The organism is Flavobacterium sp. LC2016-12, assembly GCF_015351595.1.
In the GTDB taxonomy this organism is placed as follows: Bacteria; Bacteroidota; Bacteroidia; order Flavobacteriales; family Flavobacteriaceae; genus Flavobacterium.
In genome coordinates this window covers 244,849-261,242 of record NZ_JADKPT010000003.1, presented here as the reverse complement: position 1 = coordinate 261,242, position 16,394 = coordinate 244,849, and the positions used below count along the sequence as shown (strand labels likewise).

17 protein-coding genes are annotated in these 16,394 nt (G+C 34.4%); 14 read left to right on the top strand and 3 right to left on the bottom strand.

Annotated features, from left to right (window positions below; translation table 11 throughout):
* Positions 1–100: 100 nt before the first annotated feature.
* From IRZ99_RS07610 to IRZ99_RS07595, 4 genes are all read left to right on the top strand, one after another.
* Positions 101–1,381, top strand: coding sequence for a DUF5690 family protein (locus tag IRZ99_RS07610; RefSeq protein ID WP_194656697.1), 1,281 nt, complete (start codon positions 101–103; stop codon positions 1,379–1,381).
* A 47-nt stretch (positions 1,382–1,428) separates the two neighbouring features.
* A complete protein-coding gene (locus tag IRZ99_RS07605; protein ID WP_194656696.1) occupies positions 1,429–2,586 on the top strand; it encodes a TIGR03364 family FAD-dependent oxidoreductase in 1,158 nt (385 codons plus the stop codon).
* 160 nt (positions 2,587–2,746) lie between these two features.
* The gene (locus tag IRZ99_RS07600; protein ID WP_194656695.1) at positions 2,747–3,427 is read left to right on the top strand and encodes a phosphonatase-like hydrolase; all 681 of its coding nucleotides are present in this window, start codon (positions 2,747–2,749) and stop codon (positions 3,425–3,427) included.
* Positions 3,428–3,770: 343 nt separating this feature from the next.
* A complete protein-coding gene (locus tag IRZ99_RS07595) occupies positions 3,771–5,459 on the top strand; it encodes a DUF4983 domain-containing protein (RefSeq protein ID WP_194656694.1) in 1,689 nt (562 codons plus the stop codon).
* A gap of 190 nt (positions 5,460–5,649) precedes the next feature.
* Here IRZ99_RS07595 and IRZ99_RS07590 read toward each other — a convergent pair whose 3' ends face one another.
* The gene (locus IRZ99_RS07590; RefSeq protein WP_194656693.1) at positions 5,650–6,234 is read right to left on the bottom strand and encodes a helix-turn-helix domain-containing protein; all 585 of its coding nucleotides are present in this window, start codon (positions 6,232–6,234) and stop codon (positions 5,650–5,652) included.
* 189 nt (positions 6,235–6,423) lie between these two features.
* On the opposite strand from IRZ99_RS07590, the gene IRZ99_RS07585 reads away from it, so the two are divergent.
* Positions 6,424–6,975: a hypothetical protein gene (locus IRZ99_RS07585; RefSeq protein WP_194656692.1), complete on the top strand. Its 552-nt coding sequence runs from the start codon at positions 6,424–6,426 to the stop codon at positions 6,973–6,975.
* 18 nt (positions 6,976–6,993) lie between these two features.
* On the opposite strand, the gene IRZ99_RS07580 is transcribed toward IRZ99_RS07585, so the two are convergent.
* Entirely contained in the window at positions 6,994–7,362 is a 369-nt protein-coding gene (locus IRZ99_RS07580) for a helix-turn-helix domain-containing protein (RefSeq protein WP_194656691.1), read from the bottom strand.
* A 370-nt stretch (positions 7,363–7,732) separates the two neighbouring features.
* Between IRZ99_RS07580 and IRZ99_RS07575 the strand changes: the two genes are divergently transcribed.
* From IRZ99_RS07575 to IRZ99_RS07535, 9 genes are all read left to right on the top strand, one after another.
* A complete protein-coding gene (locus IRZ99_RS07575) occupies positions 7,733–8,476 on the top strand; it encodes an SDR family oxidoreductase (protein ID WP_194656690.1) in 744 nt (247 codons plus the stop codon).
* Positions 8,477–8,811: 335 nt separating this feature from the next.
* The gene (locus IRZ99_RS07570) at positions 8,812–10,113 is read left to right on the top strand and encodes an epoxide hydrolase family protein (RefSeq protein WP_194656689.1); all 1,302 of its coding nucleotides are present in this window, start codon (positions 8,812–8,814) and stop codon (positions 10,111–10,113) included.
* Between the two features lie 387 nt (positions 10,114–10,500).
* Positions 10,501–10,911 carry a cupin domain-containing protein gene (locus IRZ99_RS07565; protein ID WP_194656688.1) on the top strand — a complete coding sequence of 137 codons (411 nt, stop codon included), beginning with the start codon at positions 10,501–10,503 and terminating at the stop codon, positions 10,909–10,911.
* A 149-nt stretch (positions 10,912–11,060) separates the two neighbouring features.
* Entirely contained in the window at positions 11,061–12,101 is a 1,041-nt protein-coding gene (locus tag IRZ99_RS07560) for an alpha/beta fold hydrolase (RefSeq protein ID WP_194656687.1), read from the top strand.
* An 84-nt stretch (positions 12,102–12,185) separates the two neighbouring features.
* Positions 12,186–12,596, top strand: a complete 411-nt coding sequence (locus IRZ99_RS07555; protein WP_194656686.1) for an organic hydroperoxide resistance protein — start codon at positions 12,186–12,188, stop codon at positions 12,594–12,596.
* 49 nt (positions 12,597–12,645) lie between these two features.
* On the top strand, positions 12,646–13,422 hold the full coding sequence (locus IRZ99_RS07550) for a thioredoxin family protein (protein WP_194656685.1): 777 nt from the start codon (positions 12,646–12,648) through the stop codon (positions 13,420–13,422).
* The gene (locus IRZ99_RS07545) at positions 13,419–13,565 is read left to right on the top strand and encodes a hypothetical protein (RefSeq protein ID WP_194656684.1); all 147 of its coding nucleotides are present in this window, start codon (positions 13,419–13,421) and stop codon (positions 13,563–13,565) included. Before IRZ99_RS07550 ends, IRZ99_RS07545 begins: the two co-directional genes overlap by 4 nt.
* A 127-nt stretch (positions 13,566–13,692) precedes the next feature.
* Positions 13,693–14,709, top strand: a complete 1,017-nt coding sequence (locus IRZ99_RS07540) for a sensor histidine kinase (protein ID WP_194656683.1) — start codon at positions 13,693–13,695, stop codon at positions 14,707–14,709.
* Positions 14,690–15,457, top strand: a complete 768-nt coding sequence (locus tag IRZ99_RS07535) for a LytTR family DNA-binding domain-containing protein (RefSeq protein ID WP_194656682.1) — start codon at positions 14,690–14,692, stop codon at positions 15,455–15,457. The genes IRZ99_RS07540 and IRZ99_RS07535 overlap by 20 nt, the downstream gene beginning before the upstream one ends.
* A gap of 128 nt (positions 15,458–15,585) precedes the next feature.
* Here IRZ99_RS07535 and IRZ99_RS07530 read toward each other — a convergent pair whose 3' ends face one another.
* Complete coding sequence (locus IRZ99_RS07530; RefSeq protein WP_194656681.1) at positions 15,586–16,380, bottom strand: thioredoxin family protein; 795 nt, start codon at positions 16,378–16,380, stop codon at positions 15,586–15,588.
* Positions 16,381–16,394 lie beyond the last annotated feature (14 nt).

Sequence of the window (16,394 nt, the reverse complement as noted above, 5' to 3'; positions counted from 1 at the left end):
ACAGTTTATTTTTTTTAATCGACTGCATTCAACGGGTTTCTAAAAAAGGATATCCAATCTCAATTTTATACCACATTATCATTTTAATCTTAAGGAACTAATGTCTAAAAAAACATCTAATTTCAGGTTTATATTAAAAACATCCATAGCGGCATTTGGTACTTATTTTTGTATGTATGCTTTCAGGAAACCTTTTACTGTAGCCACATTTGACCATATGTCTTTCTGGGGAATTGACTATAAAATATTGCTGATTTTAGCGCAGGTTTTAGGTTATACGTTTTCTAAGTTTTTGGGAATCAAGGTTATTTCAGAATTAAAATCATCAAAAAGAATACTTTATTTAATAAGCTTTATTGCGATTGCAGAATTGGCATTATTAGGTTTTGCAATAGTACCGGCACCTTATAATATTGCATTTTTATTCATAAACGGACTGCCTCTCGGAATGATTTGGGGAATCGTTTTCTCTTATATTGAAGGAAGAAAAACAACCGAATTATTAGGCGTTATTTTATGTTCCAGTTTTATAGTTTCTTCGGGCGCGGCAAAGTCTGTCGGTTCCTTTGTCTTGAAGGTTTTGGGATGCAATGAGTTTTGGATGCCTTTTGTTTCGGGATTGATTTTTATAATTCCGTTAATAGTATTTTCATTGTTTTTGGAGAAAATCCCAAATCCGGATAGCGAAGATTTAGCTTTGAAATCAAAAAGAAGACCGTTGAGTAAAAAAGAACGCGCTTCATTATTTCAGCAATTTGCTTTTCCGTTAACGGCCATTATTATCTTTTATGCAATGCTAACGGCCATGAGGGAATTCAGGGATAATTTTGCAAGGGAATTATGGGATACTTTAGGATATAAAGAAAGTATTTCTATCTATATGTATTCAGAAATTCCAATTGCCATTTCAGTTCTGGTAATTTTAGGTTTCTTAGGAAGTATGAAAAACAACTACAAGGCGTTTAAAAGGTATCATCTGGTTTTGTTTATTGGTTCATTGCTTATCGGCTTAACGACTTTTTTATTTCAAAAGCATTTAATGGGGCCACTTCCGTGGATGATCATTTCAGGTTTTGGAATGTACGTTTGTTATGTTCCGTTTAACGGTCTGTTTTTCGACCGAATGATTGCCACTTATAAAATAGACGGAAACACTGGTTTTTTAATTTACATCGCCGATGCTTTTGGTTATTTAGGAAGCGTTTTGGTCTTGTTTTTCAAAAATTTTGGTGACAAGAATATTTCACTCTTAAGCTTTTTTACCACTTGTATTTATCTGTTATCCTTTGTCGGGATAATTACAACCATAATGTCGTTTAATTACTTTAAGCGCAAATTCAAAAAAACAATAAAAATTAACACCACTCCTTTATACACCTGAACAAAGGAAAAGAAATAGAATAAAATAAATTACACAAACACAAACACATGAAAGAGAAATATGATTTAATAATTGTAGGGTCGGGAGTTTTAGGCACATTTCATGCCTACCACGCTTTACACAAAGGAATGTCGGTTGCTATTCTGGAAAAAAACAGCAAACCGGAAGGCGCCACTGTTCGAAATTTTGGTCAGGTTGTACCATCTGGAATGGACAGAAAATGGCAAAACTTCGGAAAAGAAAGTTTAAAAATTTATAAAGATATTCAGTCGCAGTTTGATATCAGCATTCGCCAAAACGGCACCGTTTATTTAGCTTCAAACGAAGAAGAAATGCAATTGATCGAAGAGTTGCATCAAATCAATATATCAAATGATTACGAATCTAATTTGCTGACAAAAGAACAATGTCTGGTCAAATATGCCGGATTGCGATCTGATTATTGTACGGGAGGTTTATTCTTTCCACAGGAAGTAACAGTTGAACCCTCGACAATGATTCATAAATTGCATGATTACATGACAGCCAATTTAGGCCTTGATTTATTTATGAATACCACTGTTTTGAATGTTGAAAACAGAAATGATGGAGTAGTGGCAACCACTTCGGCAGGACAAGAATACAAAGCTTCAAAAATTATAATCTGTAACGGAAGTGATTTCAAAATTCTATACCCAGAAATTTACAACAACAGCGATTTGGTTGTTTCGAAACTTCAGATGCTGCAAACTAAACCTCAAAATAACTATAAATTAGATGGTTCTATTTTGACAGGATTAACGATCAGAAGATATGAATCTTTTGAAGAATGTAAATCGTATGCCGCAATAAAGGCAAAAGAAAATCCCGATAGTTTTGAGAAGAAATATGGTGTCCATATTTTATTCAAGCAAGCGCTGGACGGATCTGTAATTTTGGGAGATTCACACGAATATGCGCCGGCAAAAGATATTGATTCCCTTGGATTTGATTTAAATATGGACATTGACAATTTCATGATTGAAGAAGCCAAAAAAATAATCGATTTGCCAACGTATGAAATCCAAAACAGATGGTTTGGCATGTATTCACAATGCAAAACCAAAGATATTTTTGAGCATACGATTGAGGAGAATATCCACATTATAACCGGAATTGGAGGTAAAGGAATGACCGGAAGCGCCGGCTTTGCCAAACATAATATAGATAAAATTTTTAATGTTTAATTTTTTTAGCCACTCCCGATAGCTATCGGGATAAAGGATTAAAAAGATTTAAAAAAATCTGCCTTAATCTGCTTCAATCTGCCTTAATCTGCGTGAAAAATTAAGCACAATTACATTCAAGAAACATGTAAATACATGTTCAAAAAATAAAACACACAAAATGAAAATTAATGAAATTGAAATGGTCGTTTTTGATATGGCCGGAACAACAATAAACGAACAAAATATAGTTTACAAATCACTGCACAAAGCCATCAATAAATTCGGAATTGAAGTTTCGTTGCAATTGGTACTGTCGTTAGGTGCAGGAAAAGAAAAACATCAGGCGATAAAAGATATTCTGAAGCACGTCAACAATACAGATTCAAATACATCAAATTTAATCTTTGAATATTTCAAAGAGATATTAGACCAGGAATATTTATCTGCAAAAGTGTTACCAATTGAAGGCGTTGAAAATGTACTTCAAAACCTTAAAAAAGATGGTGTAAAAGTAGTTTTAAACACAGGCTACAGCAGTCATGTCGCCAATACATTATTAGAAAAATTAAACTGGAAAAAAGACAATCAGTTTGATGCTTTAATTACAGCTGATGATGTTGCATTGGGGCGTCCTTTTCCGGATATGATCCATAAAGCGATGCAGTTGTTTGCTATTACAGATGCTTCAAAAGTATTAAAAGCAGGAGATTCGGCTATTGATATCGAGGAAGGAAAAAATGCAATGTGTGGTATTACGATAGGCGTTTTATCTGGAGCGCAAACACGCTCACAACTCGAAGAAGCAAATCCGGATTATATTTTAGAATCTCTGGCCTCTTTATATAGTATTGAGAATTAAAGAGCTCTTTTTTTTAACACATAGTAACATAGATTTTAGGCACTCAGAAAGGCGTTTCACTTTTTTGAAAACACATAGCTATGCCCTTTATTTAAAATAAATAATGTTTTTATGTATTAAAAATAGAGCCACTCCCGATAGCTTTTTTGGATAGAAGATTAAAAATAAAAATCTAATGGATCTGCGTGAATAATGATACACATCGCTATGTGTTTTCAAAAAAGTGAAATGCCTTTTTACATATTTTATGCTATGTTCCTATGTGTTTAAAATGTTCGCAACGTATTAAAATAGAATTCTTTATAAGTAAATAAATAGTAACCCATTAAAACAATTCAACCCAATGAAAAAGATTTTTAGATTAAGTTACGTTACAATTCTGGCAAGTGTACTTTTAGTTACATCTTGTACCAACGATGCAGCGCTTATGAGCGACGAGAGCGCTGTAAATGTGAATAAAACGAATTCCAAAACTGCTAAGACAGCACTTGTTGCCGGCGGAGTTAAAAAACTGCTTATTATAGGTATTGATGGCTGTCGCGGAGATGCTTTAATGGGTGCCAACACCCCAAATGTGCATGCTTTATTACCAAATTCAGTTTACAGTTTGGATGCTTTAACAGAAGCACCAACCTGGAGCGGAAACGGCTGGTCGACGATGCTTAGCGGTGTTACGCATTTGAAGCATGGTGTTACGGATAACTCTTTTTCAAGTCCTAATTTTGGAACGTATCCAAGTTTTTTAAAGCGACTTGAGACTTACAACGCTTCTTTAAGAACCATGTCAATTGTACATTGGGCGCCGATCAATACTTATATTGTGGATGGAATTGATTTGGAAAAAACTGTTACAACAGATTTAGCGGTAAAAAATGAAGTTGTAGCAGCCTTGACAAACGACAATCCAGATGCCTTATTTTTACATTTTGATGATGTGGATCACGCTGGCCATAGCTATGGATTTTCATTGAATGTACCACAATACAAATCTAGTATCGAAACTACAGATGGTTATATCGGCGAAATTTTAACTGCTTTAAAAAATAGACCCAATTATGCCAATGAAGACTGGTTGGTTATTGTAGCACCCGATCATGGGGGAATAGTTACAGGTTCAACAGGATCGCACGGAGGATCATCTTATGAAGAAAGAAATATTTTTACCATCTTCAATAATAAGAATTTCACTTCAACAAAAATTGAAAAACCAGTTGATCCTACAACATCAATTACAGGTAGTTTTGCCAGTTTTAATGCAAATAACAAATATGCGTCAACAACGAATGCGCTATACAATTTCGGAACTTCAAGTTTTACGGTAGAATGCAGAGTAAAAACTTCCGGTTATTCTAGTGATCCGTCTTTGGTTTCTAACAAAAACTGGGCAAGTGGTAAAAACCGCGGATTTGTAATTTGTGCCAATACGGGTGGAGTATGGAAAGTAAACATTGGCGATACTCAAAGTCGTGTTGATATTTCCGGAGGTACGATCAATGACGGAAAGTGGCATCATTTAACTTTGGTGGTAGATCGTACAGCAAAATTGGTTAAAACGTATCAGGATGGCGCTTTTGTTGGTCAGGCAGCGATTCCTGCTACTTTTGGAAGTTTGACTTCAGGATTACCGTTTGCCGTTGGACAAGACGGAACATTAACGTATGGTGCCAATGTAAACGGAAATATAGCGGAAGTTCGTGTATGGAATAAAGCATTGGCTGAAGCCTCTATTTTAAATTATACATGCTCCTCTGTGACTTCTTCTCATCCGGATTATGCTAATCTTATCGGATATTGGAAAGGGAATAATGGTTCGGGAAACAGTTTTACAGACTCAAGTACAAAACAAATACCTCTTACGTTTGCTAATACGCCAACATGGACAACAAGTACAGCTACCTTAAAATGCGGAACAGCGACAGGAGTTGTTCCAAAAATGACAGATATCGCCTATTCTTCTCTACAATGGTTTGGAGTACCGATCAACTCAGGATGGTCGTTAGACGGACGCTCATGGCTTCCGGCAGGAAATTAATTCAGTTTGTGTTTTTTATTGTTAAAAGGTTGTCTCTGTTTCTGGAGATGACCTTTTTTTATTTAACCACAAAGTTTTTTAACCGCAAAGGGCGCTAAGGTCTACGCAAAGGGCGCAAAGTTTAATAGTATAGCTTTGCGAACCTGGCGTAAAACCCTTGCGCCCTTTGCGGTTAAGTATGAAGTAAATATTAACTATTACTTTCAGAGTAGAAGTAAAGCACTAACATAACACAATTTTCGGTAGTTCTGTTTTCAGGAACGTGCGGATGTCTTCCATTAAAACATAAAGAATCTCCTTCGCTGACCAATACTTCAACATCATCAATAATATAAGTCACACTTCCTTTGATGATGTATTTAAATTCCCAGGCATCTGTAATTACTTTTTCACGTTTACAATCGGGTTCAACGTCAAGTATTACAGCTTCAAAACCAATAGAATTAATACTTTTACTGAAGATATGATAGTAATTAAAACCTTTTGTTTCGGCCCTGTCTTCTTTCTCTATTTTTTGATAATCTTCTTTTTTAATATGCAGGTACTTTGCATTTTTGGTATTTTCAACACCTTCAAAAAAGTAACTGACATCAGTATTTAAGGATTGTATCAACTCAATTAAAACGGGCAGGGATGGAATAGTTCTTCCGTTTTCGATTCTCGAAATTAGTCCATTGCTAACGCCGGCTCTGTTGGCAACTTCATGAATGGTTAGCGAATTTTTCTTTCTAATTTCTTTTAATCTTTTTCCAATACCAATTAAAAAATCTTCCATAATAAAACCTGTAGTTTGAATTGTAAATATAGTACATAGTCTCCAATGTTAAGTTTTTAATCTGAAGCAAAACTTAACATTGGAGCGTTATTTTTAAAGGTATATTTGTTAATAATTAATTAACATTCAGTTAAAATATAAATAACATTGAAAATTATTTAAAATTTCACTCTAATAATATATCTGCACATGAAAGAAAAAGAAAACGAATTAAATGAAAGCTCTGAAAACGATAGTTTAAAGGCCAGTGAGCAAACACTTGAAAATGAAATTGCTAATGACAATGACATAAAAACGGAAACAACGGATTCAAAACCAGCGGCAGCAGTAAAGTCAAAAACTACCACAACAAAAAAGAAACCTGTAAAAAAGGCTGAAGTTTTAGTTCCAGAAGCTATAGAACAAAAAGAAGAAGCCGTTTCGGCTGAGGTTTTGGAAAAAACAGAAGAAATTGTTTCAGAAGATAAAAATAATAGTAAATCTAAAAAGAAGAAGAACAAGATGAAAGAAAAAGACGCAAAAGACAAAGACAAAGAAAAAGCAAAAAAGAAAAAACAAGTAGCTAAGAAAAAAGAAAAAGCGAAAGAGGATAAAAAGAAAGAGAAAGCTAAAAAAGCAAAGCAAAAAGCAAAAGCTAAAAAGCAAGCCAAAGCAAAAAAAGCAAAAGAGAAAGCTAAGGCAAAAAAAATAGCCAAAAAGAAAGCTAAAAAATCGAAATCAAAATCGAAAAAGAAAAAATAAAAATAAAGCCCTGAAATTTCAGGGCTTTATTTTTTTAGTTACAGCAGCATTTTTTTCTTTATTCCGAATGTGTTCCCGATGCGAGATTCCCCAATTGATCATTTCAGATATAATGGGGCCAAAAGATTTGCAATATTCTGTCGATTCATAAAGTATAGGCACTTTGGCATCACGGTCTTCTGTTCTTTTTACCAAATTATTGAGCTCCATATCTTTCAATTCTTTAGAAAGCATACGTGAAGTTATTCCCGGAATACTTTGTTGAATTTCCTTGAATCGGGTGTTTCCATTACAAATGGAGTTAATAATAGGCAATTTCCATTTCCCGCCTAAAACATATAAAGTATCCTGAAGCGCCTGAAACTCTTCTTTCTGATTTCTCTCCATTGAAATTTAATTTGTACTAAGATATAAAACATTTTTTTTCACCGTGTAGATATTTTTTCACCATATAAGTGATATAAGTTCATTTAAACTTTGTGGTTCGTTTGAGTAATCTTTGTGGATGAGGTCATTTAAGCTGAACTTATTTAGAGTAATTTTTATCGCATTTATTTTAAGTACTAAAATACTCATTGCTATTTTCTTATATGATCTTGATCAGTATTATACAAAGCAGCTAAATTATTTGCTATAATATCAACTTATATCACTTATATGGTGAAAAAACACACACGCAGTATACTCTATGATACCATTGAAAAAGCAATGTCTTTTCAGATTTAACTTTGTACCGTTAATTTAAAAACATAAAAAAATGGACAATTTAAAAAATAAAGTTGTTGTAATTACCGGAGGAAATAGCGGAATTGGTTATGCAACAGCCAAACAACTTAAAGAACAAGGAGCAAAGGTTATCATTACCGGAAGAAGAAAAGAAGCAATTGAAAAAGCAGCTTCAGAATTGGGAGTTCATGCTATAATTGCTGATCAGTCTCGTGTTTTGGACATTGAAAATTTGGCTTTAAAAGTAAAAGAAGATTTTGGACAAGTTGATATTCTTTTCATTAACGCCGGAATCGCTGGTTTAGGAACTATTGAAAAAGCCACAGAAACCTTATACGATGATATTATGAATATCAACTTAAAAGGAGCTTACTTCACTTTAAGCAAGTTTATTCCGATTTTGAATGATGGTGCATCTGTAGTATTTCTTTCTTCTAATACTGCGAGTATGAGCGGAGCAGGATCATCCATTTATTCATCAAGTAAAACTGCTCTGAATGCCGTAATGAAAATAGCAGCGGTAGAATTAGCGCCACGAAAAATCAGAGTAAATTCGGTTAGTCCTGGTCCAACAGAAACTGAAGTAATGAAAAAAGTAGGTTTAGATGAAACAACTGTAAAATCAATTATGGATGTTGTAGTTGATAGAATTCCGCTAAAACAAATGGGAACTTCAGAAGATGTGGCAAAAATGGTTTCACATTTAAGCAGTGATGCTTCAAAATTCATCACAGGAGCTGATTTTATTATGGATGGAGGAATGGTTTTAGCTTAAATTGTTTTGTTTCAGGTTTCAAAGTTTCAAGTTTCAGGTTGGAATATTTTAACCGCAAAGGCCGCTATGCCGATAGCTATCGGGATACGCAAAGGTCGCAAAGTTATTATCCATATAGCTTTGTGACCTTTGTGTTTTTATAAAAGCGCACTTAAAAAATCTTTGCGCCCTTTGTGGTTAACTCGCAAAGTATTTCAAATCTCATATTTCACACTGTCCATTTCACTCCTCACTTTGTCCGTTTGGACTATTTAATGATTTTTAAACAAGTATTGTCGAAATACTTTTGACGAAGAAATTAACTGATAGTCAAATAATTTAAAAATCAAAAAAAAATGAAAACAACTCAAAAGAATAATCGCAGCTTCTTAAACGCAATCGCAACAGGAGCTTTTATGCTGATCGCAGCTACCAGTTTTGGACAGAAAAAAGAAGTTCAAGCAGTAAAAGATTCAGAAGCTATTCGTCCGTATCATATTAGTGTAAATCAAGAGGCAATTAAAGATCTTAAAAATCGCGTAAATGCTACAAGGTGGCCACAACAGGAAACAGTTACAGATCAGTCTCAGGGAGTAAAATTGGCACAAATTCAAAAATTGGTAAAATATTGGGGAACCGATTATGACTGGCATAAGGCAGAAGCGAAACTAAATGCATTGCCACAGTTTGTAACCAACATCGATGGATTGGATATTCAGTTTATCCATATTAAATCGAAACATAAAAATGCTTTGCCCTTGATAATCACTCACGGATGGCCGGGTTCTGTTTTTGAACTTTTAAAAGTGGTTGGACCTTTAACTGATCCTACAGCTTACGGAGGAAAAGCAGAAGATGCTTTTGATTTGGTTATTCCTTCAATGCCGGGTTATGGCTTTTCAGAAAAACCAAAAGGAACGGGTTGGGGACCAGAAAAAATTGGAACTGCCTGGGATGTGTTGATTAAACGTTTAGGATATAAACATTATGTTTCACAAGGAGGTGATTGGGGTTCTGTAATTGCAGATGCAATGGCACGTCAGGCACCAGAAGGATTATTAGCTATTCACGTAAATATGCCAGCGACAGTTCCGGCAGATGTTGCTAAAGCACTTAAAGACGGAGATCCGGTACCTGCAGGATTATCAGCAAAAGAAAAAGCGGCTTTTGTTTCTCTTAATAAATTATACACAAAAGGTGGTGGTTATGCAGGAATGATGGTCACAAGACCTCAAACTTTAGGATACGGACTTACAGATTCTCCAGTAGGTTTAGCTTCTTTCTTCTTAGATAAATTCAACGAATGGACGTATAGTGGAGGAGATGCTGAAAAATCATTAACCAAAGATGAAATGCTGGATGATATTTCATTGTACTGGCTTACAAATACAGCCAATTCATCTGCTAATTTATATTGGGAGAATAACACGAACAATTTTAATGTCGTTGAGCAAAGAACAAATGAAATTAAAATTCCGGTTGCCGTAACTGTTTTCCCTGGAGAAATTTATCAGGCACCAAAAAGCTGGACGGAGAAAGCCTACAAAAATCTGATTTATTTTAATGAAGTAAACAAAGGCGGTCACTTCGCTTCTTGGGAAGAACCACAACTTTTTACAGAAGAACTTCGCGCAGCTTTTAAATCATTAAGAAAATAATAAATTTTAAAAGAAATACAAAATGAAAAATGCAGTAAAAATTATTGCTCATACATTATGGGTATTATTATTCGCTCTATTGTTGAGTGAGGTTATAGGTTAAGCAACAGTAATTTAAAAAGAGGTTCTGATTCCATTTTTATGGAACAGAACCTTTTTTTAATTAAAAAAATAGGAAACAAAAAATGGTAATTGCTTTATAAAGGTTTCATTACTATCGGACTTGTTTAATTTTTGATACACTCATAAAACCCCAGCTTTGAGCCTGTCCATTTCACTCCCTAGTTTGTCCGTTTGAGCTATTTTCTGATTTCAAAAAAAGGATGGTCGAAGTACTTTTGACGAAGAAATTAACTGATAATCAAACAACTTAAAAAATTAAATAACATGAAAACAAATTCAAACTTCAGAGCAAACGCAATTACTATCCTTAGCTTTTTTGCATTACTTATTTCAGGCGCAGTTTCAGCCCAGCAATCAGGAATAAAACGCACCGATTTACAACGACACGATCTTAGTGTTGCCGGATACGAAACAGTACAGGCCAAAATTGATTTTGATGCGCATTCCGCTTTCGGAAAACATTCGCATCCTGGAGAAGAAGTGATCTATGTTTTGGAAGGTTCATTAGAGTATGAAGTCGAAGGTAAGGGAACAGTAACATTAAAAGCTGGAGAGGTACTTTTTATTCCTCCAGGTGTAGTGCACGCTGCGAGAAACAATACTAATGCAAAAGCTTCAGAACTGGCAACTTATATCGTTGAAAAAGGAAAACCTGTTTTGGTTTTGAAAAAGTAATTCATCAACAAAATTTTCAACTTTCAGTCTGTCCGTTTCACCTTTTACTTCGTCCGTTTGAGCTATTTTCTCATTTCAGAATAACCATAACCAGACTACTTTTGACGAAGAAATTAACTAATAATCAAATAATTAAAAAATCAGGAATTATGAAAATAATATCAAAAATTACAAACTGTATTACAGCTTTAACTTCTAAAATATTTTTAATCGCTGTTCTTTTCTTTGCCATGACATCAATCAATGCACAATCAGAAAATCAAAAAACAAACCCAATAGGAGTAAGCTCTTCTCTTGGCACATTAAAACAAATTAACGCCGGTTTATTAAACGTAGGATATACTGAAGCAGGACCTTCAAACGGAAAACCGGTAATTTTGCTTCACGGCTGGCCTTACGATATTCATAGTTACAATGAAGTAGTTCCGATTTTAGTTTCAAAAGGCTATAGAGTAATCACACCTTATTTAAGAGGTTCAGGAACTACAACCTTTCTTTCAAAAGATACTTTTAGAAACGGACAACAAGCAGCATTAGCAAGCGATATTATTGCTTTGATGGATGCACTTAAAATTGATAAAGCAGTAATTGGTGGTTTTGACTGGGGAGCAAGAACAGCTGTGGTTATGGCGGCACTTTGGCCAGAACGTTTACAAGGATTGGTTTCGGTAAGTGGTTATTTGGTTGTCAATCTTGAAGCCAACTTAAAACCATTACCTCCAAAAGCAGAATTAGGATGGTGGTACCAATATTATTTTGCTACTGAAAGAGGAAAATTAGGATACGCTCAAAATACTTATGAGTTCAATAAACAAATCTGGCAAATAGCTTCTCCTTTATGGAAATTTGACAAAGCAACTTACGATCAAACTGCCCAGTCTTTTGATAATCCGGATCACGTGGCAATTGTTATTCATAATTACAGATGGAGACAATCTCTTGAACCTGGAGAATCTAAATACAATAGTCTAGAAAAACGTTTGTCAGCAAGACCTGCGATTAAAGTTCCGACGATCACCATAGGAAGTGATTTTGATGGCGCTTTCGCGGATGGAAAAGCGTACATAGACAAATTCACAGGAAAATACGATCACCGAATCCTAAATGGCATCGGACACAATGTACCACAAGAAGATCCAAAAGCATTTGCACAGGCTATTATAGACGTAGATAATTTTAGTAAAAAGTAAAAAGATAAACATCACATTTCACAACGCACAACTCACATTTCACAATTAACAATTAACAATTAACAATTAATAATTAATAAAATCATGGAAACAAAAATCTTATACACAGGAAAAACACACACAACTGGTGGTCGCGAAGGAGCATCTCAAAGTTCAGATGATCAATTGAATATTAAATTGAGTTCTCCGGGATCTTCACGTCCTGGGACAAATCCGGAACAGCTTTTTGCTGCGGGATGGTCAGCTTGTTTTATTGGCGCAATGGGAATCGCAGCTTCAAAACTAAATATTAAATTGCCTGCCGAAACTGCCGTAGATGCAGAAGTAGATTTGGCTGTAACAGACGGAGCCTATTCTTTACAGGCAAGATTAAATATTAGTCTACCAGGTTTAGATACTGAAACTGCAAGAAAATTAGCAGATGAAGCACATCAGACTTGTCCTTATTCAAAAGCGACAAGAGGAAATATTAAAGTTGAAATTAATATTCTATAAAATGAAAGCCTCTTCGAAAGTTGAGGCTTTTAAAATAAAATTTTAAATCATGAAAAAAGTAAAATTAATACCCGTATTCTTTATTGCAGTGATTCTTCTAATTGGAATAACTGCTTTTGGACAAAACAATCCTGAGAAAAAAGCAGTGAAAGGCTTTGCACTTTTGGAATTATATACTTCTGAAGGCTGTTCGAGTTGTCCTCCGGCAGATGAATTGATGGGGAGAATTCAAAATGAATATAAAGATTTCAATCTTTACGTTCTGGCGTATCATGTTGATTATTGGGACAAGCAGGGCTGGAAAGATATTTTTAGCAAAGCAGATTATACCAAACGACAATACGATTATGCTAAATTTATGGAGAAAGATCCCATCTATACGCCACAATTGATTATCAATGGTAAAATAGATTATATCGCATCTCAGGAAACTGCTGTTCGAAACGGAATTAAGTCAGCGCTTTCAAAATCCGCTGTAGCCCAATTATCTTTAGATGCCAGTCAACACGATATTAAGTTGAATGTGAATTATAACGTCAGTAAAGTGACACAAAACAATCGTTTGTTTATTGCTGTGGTTCAAAAGTCGGCCAAAAGCAACGTTAAAAGGGGAGAGAATGCGCATCGAATTTTATCACATTATCAAATTGTGCGCAGTTTGTCAAGCTTCGCCTTAACGGGAAATTTGAAAGGAACAGCTTCAGTAGCTATTCCGAAAGATTTTAATGGGAAAGACTATGAAATAATTGGATTTGTTGAGGACAAAAATAATGGAAGCATTTTGGATGCAACAAAAGCTGTTTTACAACAATCTCATGTTTTATGAAAACGCTTTTTTTAAATTTAACCTGTTGCAGTAAAACGGCAGAAGCAAAACGTATCAAAAGTGTAAAGCGTTATGAAAACGATCTTCTTATAAAAGAAAATATCATGTATTTAATGCAGGAAAACAAGGCGCTTTGGCTTTAAAAATAAAATTTAGAAGGATATGAAATCGGAATACAAATATTTTATTCCGATTTTTTCAGTCAGTAAAATATGCTTTCAAAATATACTATCTTTGATATAGCGAGATCTAAAAACATATAAAAAAATTATGGAAAAAGTAAAAAGCTTTCACGTTTCCCGAAAGGTGATTTGGGGAAGTTCTGTAGCATTGGCGATTCTTGCTTCTATACCAAAATTATTTGATGCCGCTTCGACTCCCGGAGATATTGTCATCAATTCTTCAATTACCTTGATGTTTTCTATTTTCATTTGGTATTACAACATTTACAGTCTGCCTAAATTTTCTTCGCAACGCACGAATACAAATTTATTCAACTGGAAACTTTTGTTGAGCGTTTTGCTGGGGATAGCAGTTATGGTTATCCTGGTAATTGGTCATCAGGAACTTTTTCAGATATCGAAAATGGATGCTCCCATTATGTTTGAGTTACGCGGTATTTTAATCAATCTGATTGTTTATATGTTCCTGCATTTGCTTTTTCAAAACTACCAAACACAGCAAATGGGAGTGGAATTAGAACGTACGCATGCTGTAAATCTGGGTGCACAATACGAATTATTGAAACAGCAGGTAAATCCGCATTTTTTATTTAACAGTCTGAATACGTTGAAATCAATGGTAGAAATTCAGGATCCGCAGAGTGCTGATTTTATTCTGAAATTATCTGATTTTTACCGATTTACACTTGAGAGCCGAAAGTTAGATTTAATACCATTAAAAGAAGAACTTCAAATTTTAGATTCGTATGTGTATCTGCTGAAAGCACGTTTTGAAGACGGATTTGTTCTGGTAAATGAAGTTGATAAAAAACAATATGATTCAGTTATTCCGCCTTTTACATTGCAATTATTAATAGAAAATTGCATTAAGCATAATGTGGTTTCTTTGGATAAGCCTTTGCAGATTAAATTATATTCTGAAAATGATTTTTTAGTTATTGAAAACCCAATACAACTCAAAAGAGGTGTTTTGTCAACAGGCGTTGGTCTTGACAATATCAATCAGCGTTTTATGCATTTAATTCACAAAGAAATTGAAATTGACAAAACCGAAACTATTTTTAAAGTAAAAATACCCATGATCTATGACTATTATAATAATTGAAGATGAGGTAAAAACGGCCAAAGCGCTTGGTCAGCTTATTTTGAGTATCAGGCCTGATACTCAAATTTTATCATATATACAAAGCATAGACGGAGCTGTGAGTTATCTGTCCGAGAATGACCAACCCGATCTTATTTTTATGGATATTCAATTGGCTGATGGTCTGTGTTTTGAGATTTTCAAAAATGTAGAAGTTTTATCGCCCGTAATATTTTGTACCGCTTTTGATGATTACGCGATTGAAGCATTTAAATCAAATGGAATCGATTACGTTTTGAAACCTTTTTCAAGAGAAAGTATTGCGCAGGCCATTACAAAAGCAGCTGAGTTAAAAAATTTCTTCCAAAGAAATAAAAAAATGATGCCGGATTTCGAGTATTTATTGACAAGAACTGGGGAGAATAAAGGAAAAAGCAGCTTCCTGGTTTTTAAGAATAATAAATACCAAACCGTTTTAACAGAGAACATTGCTTTGTTTTATATCAAAAATGAAACCCCAACAATTATGTGTTTTGATAGGACCGAATATCAAATTACACAATCTTTGGATGAGGTTCATAAGCTATTGTCGCAAACGCAATTCTTTAGAATCAATAGACAATATTTGGTGAATTTTGCTGCAATTAGAGAAGCAGAGCATTATTTCTCCCGTAAATTAATAATAAAACTAACCATTCCGACCGAAGAAAAATTATTGGTTGGAAAAGAGAAAGCAACTGCATTTTTGAGTTGGCTGGAAAACAGATAACTGTACTTGGTATTTAACCGCAAAGCACGCAAAGTTTTTTTTGAAGTAGAGGACGTTATAAAAACGCAAAGGTCCCAAAGCTAAATGTTACTTTGCGACCTTTGCGTAATTCCTTGCGTACTTTGCGGTTAAAAGTTTTCAGCATTTTTGGCTATGTAGATTTTTCCCGTTGAGGTATTTTGAATAAAACCAATTATTTCGAAATCTTTTGAATTGAAATTGTCTGGTTGTACGATCATTATGTTTCCTTCTTTTTGAGTTAGTTGAAAAGAATTAAGCTGTTTTACAATCTGAACATGACGAAGTGTAGCACCTTGGTTTTCTCCACGAAATATTTTTGAAGTGGCTTGCTTCTGAATGGTAGCGAGAACCAAATTAGCATCTTTTTGAAGCAGATTAATTGTATAATTAATTTCAAGAGAATCTTTATTAGTTTTTGCTGTTAGGTCTAAATTAGCTGTTGTTTTGGCATTTAAAGCAGCTGAAACTTTTTCATTTAACGCAGATTCATTGTAACCTGCAAATTCTGTAGTTCCGTTGATGATGAATTGCGGCGTATACATCACATATAAATTAAGCCAGTCCAGGTATTTTTGTTGACGCTTTGTAAATTCATTCGAACTAAACTGATCCTTCCATCCCAAACGATCCCAATAATCAACATGGTAGGCTAAAAGATAAATGTTTTTTTCAGCAGATTCACGTTGTAATTTTACCAATAATTCATCGGCAGGAGGACAGCTCGAACAACCTTCTGAAGTAAAGAGTTCAACAACAGCAAAACCATTTTTGTTGATGGTTTCTATTTTGTTTTTTTTAGTTTTAAAACTCCCTGCGATTTCGCTTTCTGGAAACATAAAACAATCTAAAAAGAAGAGGGAGGAAAGGGTTATGGCGAAGAATATTAAGATACTATTTTTCATAATTTCTATTTTTA

Bases quoted from the DNA above. Each gene is read 5' to 3' on its own strand.
- IRZ99_RS07530 (WP_194656681.1), bottom strand. From the start codon at position 16,380: ATGAAAAATAGTATCTTAATATTCTTCGCCATAACCCTTTCCTCCCTC.
- IRZ99_RS07600 (WP_194656695.1), top strand. From the start codon at position 2,747: ATGAAAATTAATGAAATTGAAATGGTCGTTTTTGATATGGCCGGAACA.
- IRZ99_RS07540 (WP_194656683.1), top strand. From the start codon at position 13,693: ATGGAAAAAGTAAAAAGCTTTCACGTTTCCCGAAAGGTGATTTGGGGA.
- IRZ99_RS07575 (WP_194656690.1), top strand. From the start codon at position 7,733: ATGGACAATTTAAAAAATAAAGTTGTTGTAATTACCGGAGGAAATAGC.
- IRZ99_RS07545 (WP_194656684.1), top strand. From the start codon at position 13,419: ATGAAAACGCTTTTTTTAAATTTAACCTGTTGCAGTAAAACGGCAGAA.
- IRZ99_RS07535 (WP_194656682.1), top strand. From the start codon at position 14,690: ATGACTATTATAATAATTGAAGATGAGGTAAAAACGGCCAAAGCGCTT.
- IRZ99_RS07605 (WP_194656696.1), top strand. From the start codon at position 1,429: ATGAAAGAGAAATATGATTTAATAATTGTAGGGTCGGGAGTTTTAGGC.
- IRZ99_RS07555 (WP_194656686.1), top strand. From the start codon at position 12,186: ATGGAAACAAAAATCTTATACACAGGAAAAACACACACAACTGGTGGT.
- IRZ99_RS07570 (WP_194656689.1), top strand. From the start codon at position 8,812: ATGAAAACAACTCAAAAGAATAATCGCAGCTTCTTAAACGCAATCGCA.
- IRZ99_RS07610 (WP_194656697.1), top strand. From the start codon at position 101: ATGTCTAAAAAAACATCTAATTTCAGGTTTATATTAAAAACATCCATA.
- IRZ99_RS07565 (WP_194656688.1), top strand. From the start codon at position 10,501: ATGAAAACAAATTCAAACTTCAGAGCAAACGCAATTACTATCCTTAGC.
- IRZ99_RS07585 (WP_194656692.1), top strand. From the start codon at position 6,424: ATGAAAGAAAAAGAAAACGAATTAAATGAAAGCTCTGAAAACGATAGT.
- IRZ99_RS07560 (WP_194656687.1), top strand. From the start codon at position 11,061: ATGAAAATAATATCAAAAATTACAAACTGTATTACAGCTTTAACTTCT.
- IRZ99_RS07590 (WP_194656693.1), bottom strand. From the start codon at position 6,234: ATGGAAGATTTTTTAATTGGTATTGGAAAAAGATTAAAAGAAATTAGA.
- IRZ99_RS07580 (WP_194656691.1), bottom strand. From the start codon at position 7,362: ATGGAGAGAAATCAGAAAGAAGAGTTTCAGGCGCTTCAGGATACTTTA.
- IRZ99_RS07550 (WP_194656685.1), top strand. From the start codon at position 12,646: ATGAAAAAAGTAAAATTAATACCCGTATTCTTTATTGCAGTGATTCTT.
- IRZ99_RS07595 (WP_194656694.1), top strand. From the start codon at position 3,771: ATGAAAAAGATTTTTAGATTAAGTTACGTTACAATTCTGGCAAGTGTA.